Below are 12248 nucleotides of genomic sequence, written 5' to 3' on the forward strand. Positions count from 1 at the left end.
ACCCAACTCAATCTGAGCCCACGCGCGACCGGCTTGTCGTCGCGTCGCGGCACGCGTACGTCGATGGTCACCGGCTTGCAGTCGGCCGGAACTCTCTTCCAGGAACGTGTCTTGACCCCACGCCGGTGTAGCAGACCTTCGGGGCTGGGAGGCAGGGTCTCCTCGCCGGGTTCGTACCGGTCCGCCTCGATGTCCACGACGACGGCTGCGGTATCGACGGACACCGCGAATGTGAGGCCCATCGATGCAGGCCTGCGGAGGTGTGCGAACGCGACGGCGGGGTCGGAGACTGCGTCGCTTCCGGTCCCGACTGCGTCCTCGGCCTGGTCTCGGGGATCGTCGATCTCCCCGATGTCATCGCTGGGGTGGAGAACGCCCACGATGAATCGGTCCAGCGGACTCTCGTCGAGAGATTCGTCGGTCGAGGACCCTTGCAGATCGCTCACCACAGCCTCGACCATCAGCTGTCGCGCCCGGTACCACGGGGAAAGATCATCCGCCACTCTCGTGTTCCTTCCAGATCACGTCCAGCAGTCCGATCATTGTCGGCGCCGGCCAGAGGCCATGGCCGGGAATTCCGGATCGCACACGCGGCTCACCCGCGGCGGTGATCACGGCCTCCAACTGCGCTCCGCTCAGTCGCGGCCAGGGCAGGCTGCCGCGCTGCCGACGCCGCGCCGAGCGGACCCGTGCAGCGAGTGCGCCACCGAACTGCGCGGAGGTCCGGCCGATCACCGCGCCGTCGTGCGACACCGAGTACACCGGAACATCCAAGGTGGTCCGGAACGGGTCGAGCACCAAGTCGAGACGATCACCCGGCCGCATCCGCCACAGATGATCACGGGCCTCGGAGCTCGCCTCCTCCGGCGGGGTGTCCGTCGCAATGTCTCCGGGGCCACACTGGAAACCGAAGGTCTGCCAGGCCTGTCGGCCGCGACGGACCCAGCGGCCCGATGCGGCGTCCTTCACGATGTCTCGGGCCGCCGGACCCTTCGCACGGACGATCAAGGCCCGAGCCCGGGTGATTGCGACGAATCGCCGCCGAACCGCGTCCTCGGCGGTGAAGAGGTCGGAGCAGCGGCGGTCCGGGAAGTCGATCAGCACGACGTTGTCGAACTCGAGACCCTTGGCGCGGTGGACCGTCGAGACTGTGACCGCCGACGTCTCCGGCACCAGCAGCTCCGGCGGCAGCGTCCGGCCGCTCCGGAGGGCATCGACGAGTCGTGAGAGCTGCAGCTCTGCGCCACGCGATCCGGCAACGGCCCGAAGAACCCGCCAGAGATCGGCCGGTTCGTAGCAGACATCGATGGATTCGACCGACCTGATGAATTCCTCTCGGGTGATCGAAAGGTGCTCCAAGTCGCCGAGCGTGCCTGCGATCCACGGTGCCGGCAGCTGGGACTGCGCCGGGCGGCGCTGCGTGGCGCGTACTCCGAGATCGGACAGGGCTGCGGCGACGAGTAGTGCTTCGCCGTTGTCATCGGTCAGGAATGCAGTCGTGCCGGACCATCGGGGCATCCGAGCGACGACGTCCGCGATCTCGCCCGCAGCCACGATCCCGGCCTCGTAGGCACCGACAGCGGAGGGCCCGGACGGAGTCAACACCTCATTCCGAAGGCTTGCTGCGGTCGCAGCGTCCTTGGTCCGAGCCCGGTACTGCCCGGTGAGTCGGGTTTCCAGAACCTCGCCCAAGGACCTCGCCGCGACCAGCAGGTCGGCGTTCCGTCCCGACGTCCCCTTCAGCTGGAAGTCGTAGATCCCCTGAGCCGGGTCGCCCAGAAGAGTGAAGCCGACATCCGAGGGAAGTGATCGCAGGATCTCGACGAGAAGTCCGGCACGGAGACCGACGACGTCCTGGACCTCGTCGACGATGACGTGGGTCATGGATCCTGCATCGTCCCAACCGTCCTGACGCAACTGTCGAACCGCTGCGGCGATCCGATCGTCGAAGCTCGCGAGTTTCTGGCCGTCGCCGCTCTGCTCGCGCAGGATCGTCGTTGCTAGTGAGTCCAGCGTGCGCACCATGACAGGGTCACGCCCGCTCTCGCGTAGCCTGCGCGACACGGCATGTACAGCAGCATTGGAGAAACTGAGGACCAGGATCTCGTCCGGCTCCACTTCCTCGACGCCGATCAGATGATCGACGAGTGCCGCCACGACCTCGGTCTTCCCCGAGCCGGGGCCTGCGGTGACGATCTGCCGGGTATCCGGCGGGATCTGCGCGGCGCGGCGCTGATCGACGTCCAACTCCATGATCAACGTCGCCACAGGTACTCGAACTCCCTGAAGGCCAACAGATCCCCGTACTGTTCGAAGTTGTCGCGGACGTTGACGATCAGCACCTCCTCCGAACCACCGTTCTTGGGTCCACGAAGCCCGCGACCGATCATCTGCTGGTAAAGCGCTGGGCTGAAGGTGGGTCGGGTCACGTACACGGCCTGGACCTCCGGAGCATCGAATCCTTGCGACAGGACGTTGTAGTTCGTCAGCACGCGAATCCGCTTGGCCTTGAACTGCTCGATGTAGTGTCGGCGGGCGGCGCTGTCGGTGTTGCCGGAGATGGACACTGCAGGGATTCCGCGGTCGGCGAGCAGGGCAGCGATGATCCGTGAGTTGTGCACCGAGGGTGCGAACAACAGCGTCGTCCAGTCGTGGGGCAGCGCTGCAATGGACTCGACGATGCGCAGGTTCCTGGCCATGTCGGCGCCCAATCGCTCGGCGACCGCGGCCGGCACCTTGCCCATCCTCTCGATCTCCTGTCGGTCGGACTCCTCGAGCTCGACGTCGACGCCCTCCAGCAGCTCGTGTCGGACTCGGGCCAGCACGCCCATGGCCTGGAGCTCCTCGTACGGGTCCTCACCGAAGAACGCGCCACGGTCCAGGCGATTCCCGTCATAGCGGTTGACCAGCCTTTGGGTCCGCTCGTCGGACCGGCCGCTGAACGGAGTGGCCGTCAGGCCGAGCAGTGGCTTTCTACCCTGTCGTGACCTTACGGACCGTCCCAACCATTCCAGAACCTGGGTGTAGGAACGGGCGATCGATCCGTGAGCCTCGTCGATCACGACGACCGACGCGTCTCGGACCCACTCGTACGGCGTGTTCGTGCGTTGGCGCACCGAGTCAAGCTTCTGGATCGAGGCGACGACGATCTGGTGTGTGCCCGGTTCCTCGACGATCTCGTTGTTCGCCCAGAGCCGTCCGATGGACAGTGGAGCTGGCAGCCCCACGGCACGCCATACATGGGCCCAGGTCTCGACAGCCTGTTCGCACAACTCGTCGCTGTCGGCGATCCAGACGATCGGCTTCTCCCGCGGCAGCACGTCGTCGCGCATAGCGCCGACCAGAGCCTCGGTCGTCACCCTTGTCTTCCCGGCGCCGGTGGGCAGGGAAACCACGCCTCTGTCCGGTCCGGCACCGAGCAGAAGGCTCTTGATCCGATCGATGACGTAGGCCTGGTACTCGTGCAACGGGCGGAGCGTGACCGGCCCCTCGACGGCCTCGATCGCGGGACGGGATCCGCCAGGGAAGCCGGCCCACTCGATCGGAAAGCCGAGATCGGCACAGAACAGGCGCGCTGTCCGTCTGCCGGACCATTCCCGCGGCGGCTCCAGCCTCCGTTCCTCGAGTGCCGAGGTCAGCGTCTTGAGGACATCGACGCCGTGCACGGCGCGAGCCAGCGCAGCCACCCGGCGCGGTTCCAGGGGTGACGCGGTGGATTCGAGCGCTGCGATCGCTTGCTCCGGAACGCATCCACGAAGTGCTTCCACACCCACGGCCTCGATCAACCGCAGGTCGTCGTCAGCAGCCGCCCGGATCCGGTGACGGAGTTCGTTGGCGGCTGTGTTCTTCATCTGCTCGAGGACCCGGTGTGCCTCGCGTTGATCAAACCCGGGCAGCTTCAGCGCCTCCCCGATCTGCAGCAACTGCTGAACGGGTTCCGTGGCGGTGACGTAGACGCAATGATTCTCCAGCAGCGCGGGAAGCGGCCGGTCGATCTGGCCGCGCGGGGTCGCGATCATCTTGACGATGCGGTTGCAGGGCTGCAGGAGCAGGTTCTGGTCCTCGGCATTCTGGAGGTACAGCTTCAGCGGCGGGAACTCGTCGACGAGGTAGGTGGCCTCACCGGCCACCTCCGGCTCGACCTGCTCCTGGAGCAGGTCCTTGCCCGGATGCAGGTCCCAGGACGAGACGAGGATCCCGACGTCCTCGTCGGATTCGAGCCACAGAGCCGGCACCCGCGCGTCGATCATCGAGGTGTAGATCGTGCGCTCGGAGGTCACGCCGATGTGCTCGGGCGCCACCGGCTGCCGCCCGGGGCCGACCCGGACGACAAGGGTCTCCGGCGGCGCGATCCTGCCCGGCAACCAGGCATAGAAGGCGGCTCGTCGCTCGTCATCGGTCCAGGTGTCCGCGATCGACTTGAGCTTCGTCCAGTCGTTGGCGCTGAAGTCGTCCACGCTCTCCTGCACACCGAGAGGTTCGGCGACCTGGGCCGGCAGGTCGACCACGGGCAGGATGTGCGGATCGAAGGCCTCGTCGGGTTGGACTGCTCGCGATGCCCGGAGCGGACCGAACGACGTCTCCACCAGCCCGTTCTTCGCGAGGAACCAGATCTCGGGCGCCTTGAACCGATGCACGCCGTACGAGGCGTTGGTGCTGTGATGGACCGTCCACGATCCTGGCAGCCCGCGGGACAGGACCAGCTTGGTGCCCTCCACCTTGGCCTGGTCCGACATCGACGCCAGCGGCCCGAGTGGCCACGGCGGCGGTGTCCCGGTGACGACCAGCTTGGCCGGATCCGGCTTGCTGCCGCGCTGACTTCGGATGAAGAGGTCCTTGATCGCCTGCTCGTACTGGCCACGCCACGCCTCGAACGGAGGATCGTGGCGCCAGGTCGGGCCCTCGACCGCACCGAGTTCGCGGAGCAGTTCGATGTCCTCGCGGTGATAACGGGGATCGATGAGGCGATCCCGGTCACGCCTGCCGTCGGCCGGGACGACTGCACCGGCCAGGTAGGCCTCCGCGATGGGTCGCCAGCCGCCGTCAGCGGTGTGAACTCGACAGGCGACTTCGGGCTGACCGCTGAGGTCGTCGAGGATGATGTCCCGCGCGGTCTCCGGCGCCAGCGTGCGTGAGATCCGCCAGATCCGGTCCCACACGTCACCCAGCCGCCTGGAATCCTTGCGGGCCACCAGGCCGCGACACTGCCGCAGCAGTGCCCGGAGTTCCCCCGAACGGTCCAGCAGAACCACGCCGAGTTGTGCCAGATCCTCCGTCACTCGCGGGAGAGCCGCCAGCTCCGCGTCGACGAAGTCATGACCTTCGTCCGCGGCCGCCACTCGGACGAACACGCGGCCTCGCTCGGGGCGTCGGAAGGTCCCGTTCTCGAGTCGGATGAACCGAGCTCGACTCACCGCCAGCTGCACCTGCCGCCGGCGGTCGCGATCGAATCGTTCACAGTCGCGGACGATGAAGGCGGCGAGATGGATCGCGGCAGCGGACGACTGAGCCGTGCCGTCCTGGACCAGGGCCTCGAGCCAGGTCTCGATCCCGCTGGCCTCACCGACGAGCCGGCGGATTTTCGAGACCCGCTCCGCGGTCCGATAGCCATCGGAGTGGACCCAGGTCGTGCGGGGGGCCGCGGGGATCTCGGCCCATGCGGCCAACCAGGAGAGCTCCACGCCGTCGACCCAGTGCAGACGAGACGGCGTGGTCAGGGTCCCGTTCATGTTCGGCACCGACGGAATGGTGCGCGCGTGCGTGAAGATCGGCTGGTTGATCCGGTCGTCGGCCCAGTTGCGCGCCTCGCGGCCCCGAGCCGGAAGGGCATCGACGGCCGCCATCGGGTTGCCTGCTTCGGCGACAACGGACAGGCTCTGCCCGACCAGTCGAGGCACTATCTCGGTCAGGATCTCCTCGTTGAACATGCCTTCGAGCAGTCGTGTACGGTCCTCGCTGAGTCGCCAGGGCGCGTTCACGAAACCCGCCAGCGTGGTGTCGAACGCGGTTGGGAAGTACGCCCAGAACTGGCCCGTCGTGGCGCGCGGCGGGACCGACACGGCATACTGGACCTGGATCAGTTCTCGAGCCGCCATGCGACTCGCCGCCGCCAGAGCTTGCGGGCTCGGCCGGTAGCTGGCGCGGACCACACACCAGGTCGACGACCGTCCGCCCACGGACAGGTGCACGTGGGCCCCGTCGACCCGCTGACCGATCTCGTCGTCGACCGGATCAGCTCGAGTCTCGTCCCGGAATCGTGCTTTTTGCACGTGCGGCGAGAAGAGCAGGAATTCGCGAGGGAACTCGGCGAGCTGAGCGGACAACTTGGCGGCGGGTGCGGCGAGCGGGAGTGCTACGACGGTCGAGGCCCAGCTCAGGAGATCCGCGAGTCGGTCGTCAGAGCCCGACTCGACATCCGGATCGAGCGGCCTGGCCAGGCGCATCACCGGGTAGCGCGGGGCTTCGAACCCGGCGTCGCGGATGACCTGCGCTGCCCAGTCACGATCGAAGTCGAAGGAGATCGACCGGCTGAAGATCCTCGGGTTGCGACTGATCGCCAGGACCGACTTGATCCCGATGCCGAATCGCCCGATACGGTCGTCGTCCTTTCTGGAGAGGTCGGAGGCCATGACTGCCTGGACCCCCTCAGCGGTGAAGGGCTGACCGTCGTTGGCGACGTAGAGGGCTTGGTCAGTCAGCAGAACCTCGACCCGTGAACCGTCCGAACGCGCAGCGTCGACTGCGTTCTGGATCAGCTCGTGCAGCTGCCGTTCGCTGTATCCGCCCTCGAAGATCCGCAGCTCCGCATTTGCGTCCTGTTCGACTCGGCTCGGATCCTCGGCGTAGACCGCAAGGCAACGCTCGTTCTGCTCGCGGACGAGTTCTGCCAAGTGGCGGTCGCCGAGTCCGAACTCACCCATCGCAAGCTCCCTCGGTGATGGAACTGAGTCCGAGAGGGCAGGGCACGATGGCACTGCGATCCGTGGAACTCGGTCGACCTCTGACCGTCGGGCACGCCCGGTCGTCGAATTGCTGATCCTCGGCCGAGCCACCAGCGTCCGAGCGCATCGCAATGGCTCCAAGTGTCACCGCAGGCCCCCACCCCGTGAACGTCGCTGCTCCGCTCGAAGCAGCCTGTCTGCCTACAGTTTGCGCAAACGTTCAACGATTTGGGGAGGATTCTTGAAATCAGTTTCGGATTCGTAGGACGGCGGACGCGGTCGCGGTCAATCGCGCTGGGTCAGGATGATCGGGCCATCCGCGGTGATCGCGATCGTGTGCTCGGAGTGCGACCCGCGGGAGCCGTCCTGGCTGCGCAGGGTCCAGCCGTCCTGATCGGTGTAGATCTTGTCGGTGGTCTCCAGGAACCAGGGCTCGATGGCGATCACCAAGCCGGGCTTCAGGGGGAGACCGCGGCCGCGCCGACCGTTGTTGGGTACGTGCGGATCGCCGTGCATGGTGCGGCCGACGCCGTGCCCGCCGAAGTCGGTGTTGATCTTGTAGCCGGCCTTGGTGGCGACCTGGGCGATCGCGTACGAGATGTCGCCGAGCTTGTTGCCGACCCGGGCCGCGTCGATCCCGGCGGCCAGTGCGACCTCGGTGGTCTCGATCAGCTTCAGGTCCTGCGGGCGCGGCGTACCGACGACGACGGAGAGCGCCGAGTCGGCCACCCAGCCGTCCACCTCGGCGGCGAAGTCGACGCTGAGCAGGTCACCGTCGACGAGCTGGTAGTCGTGCGGCAGCCCGTGCAGGACGGCGTCGTTGACCGAGGTGCAGAGCACCTTGCCGAACGGGCTGGCGCCGAACGACGGGTGGTAGTCGATGTAGCACGACGTGGCGCCGCGGTCCTTGATCATCTGGTGCGCGAGCTCGTCCAGCTCCAGCAGGTTGACGCCGACGTCGGCGTGCTTGCGCAACGCGGTCAGCACGGAGGCCACGAACTGGCCCGCCGCACGCATCTGCTCGATCTCTGCCGGGGTTCGATACTCGATCACAGCCCGATTCTGCCTTGTCGGACGATTTCCCGCCCGGCGGGGGCGTCGGTCAGAAGAAGAGGCGGGCGGCGCCCCAGGCCTTGCGGTACGGCCAGCCGCGCGGGATCGGCTCGATCGGGGGAGCCTCGGGGCACGGCCGGTCGGTCGAACGCCAGAACTCCTCGCCCTGGTGCAGGACGCGCCAGGCGCCGCACGCGCAGCGCTGGTAGCAGCGGCCCGACTCGGTGGTCGTTCCGTCGGACCAGCCGTGCGAACCGGCGGGGCGGGGAAATCTGTGGGGCAACACGCCATCCATGATCAGGTAACCTGCCTGGGCCGAACAACCCTTACAGGGACTGAACCCGTCAGGACCATGGCGTGACCGGCCGCGGCTGGGGGATCCCGTCGAGCATGACATCCACGCGCTCGTCGAAGAAGCAGATCATGCCGCGGACCTCGACCCCGTCGGACAGCGGCTCCTCGTACGACCAACACAGATCCGGTACGACGCCGCCGGACAGCTGCGCCGACCAGTAGCGGGCGGTCCCCTTGTAGGCACATTCCGTGCGGGTGTCCGAGGGGATCAGCAGGTCCTGCCGCACGTCCTCGGCCGGGAGGTAGCAACGCGGCGTGATGTGGGTCTCGAAGAGGAGCTTCGGCCGGCGGCTCTCGGCCAGCCGCTGACCGTCCCGGCTGATCACGACATGGCGGGAACTCTGCCGCACGTCGATCCGCTTGTACGGATCCCGCGGATGCGCGTAGATCCGGTCGTCCTCCTCGCGCCACTCCTCGAAGGCGGCGAAGTCGAGCACGACGTAGTCGGCGAGTTCGGGGTCCTCGCAGCGAAAGGCGGCACCGGGCAGCTCGGCGTCATCGGTGCGGAGGGTCAGGGAGGTACCCGGCGTCGTGTGCACCGGGAACGGGGTCCGCGGGTCGAGGACCGGCGGCCCGTCGTCGCCGAGCCGCACTGGGTGCTCGGCTGCCGCGGCCACGTTCGCCGGGACCAGCGCGCCGGTCAGGTCCGCGACCGGGACCGCGTAGGAGGGAACCACCCGCTTGGGCTCCCAGACCAGCACGGCGTTCCGGGTGTCGACGACGGCCCGGCCGCGCGTGAACGCACGGATCCGCTTCGGCGTGGGCTCGTACTGCAGTTCGGCGAACTGCTCGATGACGCGGCGGCCGAGATGGAGGGCCATGGTCCCAAGGTCCTCCCGGACCGGGGTTCGGTCAACCGGTGTCGGCGGATCCGAGGCGGTGCCGGGCGAAGTCGATCACGTCGTCCAGCACCGCGTCCTGGTTCGTCTCGTTGAACACCTCGTGCCGGGCCTCCGGATAGACGATCTCGGTCAGGTCCGTGCCGCGGAGCCGCTCGATGCCCTGCCGGCTGGGCCCGATCGGGACCAGGGTGTCGGCCTCGCCGTGCACCCACAGCGTCGGCAGGTCACCCAGGTCGCCGCCGTTGTTGATCACGTCCAGGGTACGGGCGATCGACCGCAGCATCGGGCGCTTGAAGGGACCGTGCCAGACCAGCGGATCGGCCGAGTAGGCGGCGCCGACCGCGTCGTCCCGGGACAGCGTGGACGTGTCCAGCGGGTCGTCCGGGATCTCGTCCAGGTCGGCCAGCGCGGTCGGGTGCCAGGAGCCGAGCACCGGCCCGGACAGCACCAGCGCCCGCAGCCGGTCACCGTGCCGCTGGGCGTAGCGCGCCGCGATCATGCCGCCCATCGAGTGGCCGATCATGATCACCGGGAGCCCGGGATTCACTGCCACGGCACGGGAGACGACCGCGTCCAGGTCGTCCACCACGGTCTCGAAGTCCTCGATCAGGACCCGCTCGCCGGCCGACGCGCCGTGCCCTTCATGATCAGGACCGGATACCATGGCGCCGGCCGCGTTGAGCCGGGCCGCGACGTGCGGGTAGCGGCCGAGATGCTCGCCGTACCCGTGCACGAGGATCGCGATCCAGCTCGGCTCCGGGACCGGCCAGTCGTGCACCGCGATGCTGCCGTGGCTGCCCTCGATGGTCGAGACGGTCATCAGGTCAGCAGGACCCGTCGTACTCGCCGATCGCGGCGACCTTGGCCGCCGAGGCGGAGGACGGGTCGAAGACGTAACCGAGCCATTCCCGGGCCAGCCGGCGGGCCAGTTCGATGCCGACCACGCGCTGGCCGAAGCAGAGCACCTGGGCGTCGTTGCTGAGCACGGAGCGCTCCACCGAGAACGAGTCGTGCGCCGTGACGGCCCGGACGCCCGGCACCTTGTTCGCGCTGATCGCGACGCCGAGGCCGGTGCCGCAGACCAGCAGCGCCCGGTCGGCCTTGCCCTCGGCGATCAGCTTGGCCGCCTCGACCGCGACGTGCGGGTAGGCGGTGTGCTCGTCGGCGCCGACGCCGACGTCGACCACCTCGGCGACCCGGTCGTCGCCGGCCAGGTCCTGCTTCAGGATCTCCTTGTACTGCAGGCCCGCGTCGTCACAGCCGACGACGATCCGCCACTTCGGTTCACTCATCTCAGTCCCTATCGATTCCGGTACAGCTCAGCAACCACGGTGACACACCGGGCGAACGACACCGCGCCCGCGTCCGGAGTGCCGACACTGCGCTCGGCCAGCGGCCTGGCCCGGCCCACCTTCGGCCGCAACTCGGCGGTCCGCCCGGCGGCGTCGGTGGCGGCCTTCGCTCCGGCGGTCCAGGCCGCCAGCCAGTCCGTACCCCGGCCGACCTCGGCCTCGACGGTCTCGGCGAACGGCAGCCAGGCGTCCAGCATCGTCTTGTCGCCCGGCTGCGCTCCGCCGAGGTCGATCAAGGCCTGGTACGAGGCTCGTACCGCCTCCGCCAGCACGGCGCCGTCCGGCCGGCCGGCGTCCCCGAGCCGCGCGCCGAACGCGGTCAGCGCCGCGCCCCAGAGCACGCCCGAGGTGCCGCCGGCCCGGGCCGCCCACTGGTCGCCGGCCGCCCGCAGCGTTCCGCCCGCCCCCGCGCCGGCCTCGACCGCCGCTCGGGCCGCATCGCTCGCGGCCTGGGAACCCTTCACCATGCCGCGACCATGATCACCGTCGCCGGCCACCGCGTCGATCCGGCCCAGTTCCTCCTCATCAGCCGCCATCGCCTCGGTGATCACCGCCAGGGCGTCCGCGATCCCGGCGGCGACCCGCTGCGACTCGGCGTCGCCGGCCACGGTCTCAACGTGCGCTGAGCCTGTCGAAGCGCTCTCCCGCCGTCGTCCTTCGACAGGCTCAGGACGCAGGGAGCCGCGGCGGAAGGTCGGGGTGTCGGCCGGGGCCAGCCAGAGCCGCTCGAGTTCCTCGTCCAGCCAGGTGATCGTCAGCGAGCAGCCGGCCATGTCCAGGCTGGTCACCAGCTCGCCGACCTCGGGGCGGACCAGGTCGAAGCCGGCCTCGCGGAGCAGCCGGGCGGCCGTGCCCCAGACCACGAACAGCTCCTCATACTTGGTCCGGCCGAGCCCGTTCAAGATCACTGCCAGCCGGCGCGGCGCCGCGTCCGGCACCTCGGCCAGCACCCCGTCGACCAGGAGCCGGGCCAGGTCGGCGGCCCGCGGTTGATCTTGCTCGGCAACGCCGGGCTCGCCGTGGATGCCGAGGCCGACACCCATCCTGCCCTCCGGCACGGTGAACAGCGGCTGGTCGGCGCCGGGCAGGGTGCAGCCGTCGAAGGCGACGCCGAGGGTACGGGTGGCGGCGTTGCTCGCCTCACCGACCCGGACCACGTCGTCGATGCCGTACCCCTCCTCGGCGGCCGCCGACATGATCTTGAAGACGGTGAAGTCGCCCGCGATGCCGCGCCGCTTCTCGTGCTCCTCCGGGCCGGCGCTGGCGATGTCATCCGTGACCGCGAGATAGCGGGCGTCGATCCCGTCCGCGCGCAACTGCTGCACGGCCAACCCGAAGTTGAGCACGTCGCCGGCATAGTTGCCGGTGGTCAAGATCACGCCCGCGTCGCCGTGGGCCGCCCGGGCCACCGACGCGGCCTCGGCGGCGGACGGCGACGTGAACACGTTGCCGATCACCGCGCCGTCGGCGAAGCCCGGCCCGACCGTTCCGCAGAACGCCGGGTAGTGCCCGGAGCCGCCGCCGGTGACCACGGCCACCTTGCCCGGCCGCGTCGCGGTCGCCCGGACCACCCCGCCCGGCACCCCGACCACGTAATCGGCATTGGCGTCCAGGAACCCGGCCACCACGTCCTCGGTGAACGTCGCCGGATCATTCCACAGCTTGGTCACAAACCCTCCCCAAAGAAAACTTCCGCCGACCGGTCA

8 protein-coding genes are annotated in these 12248 nt (G+C 68.7%); all 8 read right to left on the reverse strand.

The window, feature by feature from the left end; genetic code table 11:
* Positions 1-492 precede the first annotated feature (492 nt).
* Positions 493-2268: a UvrD-helicase domain-containing protein gene (locus AC6CCG_RS20605; protein ID WP_496656509.1), complete on the reverse strand. Its 1776-nt coding sequence runs from the start codon at positions 2266-2268 to the stop codon at positions 493-495.
* Complete coding sequence (locus tag AC6CCG_RS20610; protein WP_496656510.1) at positions 2256-6920, reverse strand: sacsin N-terminal ATP-binding-like domain-containing protein; 4665 nt, start codon at positions 6918-6920, stop codon at positions 2256-2258. Before AC6CCG_RS20610 ends, AC6CCG_RS20605 begins: the two co-directional genes overlap by 13 nt.
* A gap of 306 nt (positions 6921-7226) precedes the next feature.
* Positions 7227-7994, reverse strand: a complete 768-nt coding sequence (gene map, locus AC6CCG_RS20615; RefSeq protein ID WP_496656511.1) for a type I methionyl aminopeptidase — start codon at positions 7992-7994, stop codon at positions 7227-7229.
* A gap of 49 nt (positions 7995-8043) precedes the next feature.
* A complete protein-coding gene (locus AC6CCG_RS20620; RefSeq protein WP_496656512.1) occupies positions 8044-8280 on the reverse strand; it encodes a hypothetical protein in 237 nt (78 codons plus the stop codon).
* A 58-nt stretch (positions 8281-8338) separates the two neighbouring features.
* Positions 8339-9169, reverse strand: a complete 831-nt coding sequence (locus AC6CCG_RS20625) for a DUF427 domain-containing protein (protein WP_496656513.1) — start codon at positions 9167-9169, stop codon at positions 8339-8341.
* Positions 9170-9200: 31 nt separating this feature from the next.
* Positions 9201-10010, reverse strand: a complete 810-nt coding sequence (locus AC6CCG_RS20630) for an alpha/beta hydrolase (RefSeq protein WP_496656514.1) — start codon at positions 10008-10010, stop codon at positions 9201-9203.
* Between the two features lie 4 nt (positions 10011-10014).
* Positions 10015-10482, reverse strand: a complete 468-nt coding sequence (locus AC6CCG_RS20635) for a ribose-5-phosphate isomerase (RefSeq protein ID WP_496656515.1) — start codon at positions 10480-10482, stop codon at positions 10015-10017.
* Positions 10483-10490: 8 nt separating this feature from the next.
* A complete protein-coding gene (locus AC6CCG_RS20640) occupies positions 10491-12212 on the reverse strand; it encodes a dihydroxyacetone kinase family protein (RefSeq protein WP_496656516.1) in 1722 nt (573 codons plus the stop codon).
* Positions 12213-12248: the final 36 nt, after the last annotated feature.

It is taken from the genome of Microlunatus sp. YIM B11417 (genome assembly GCF_059617205.1).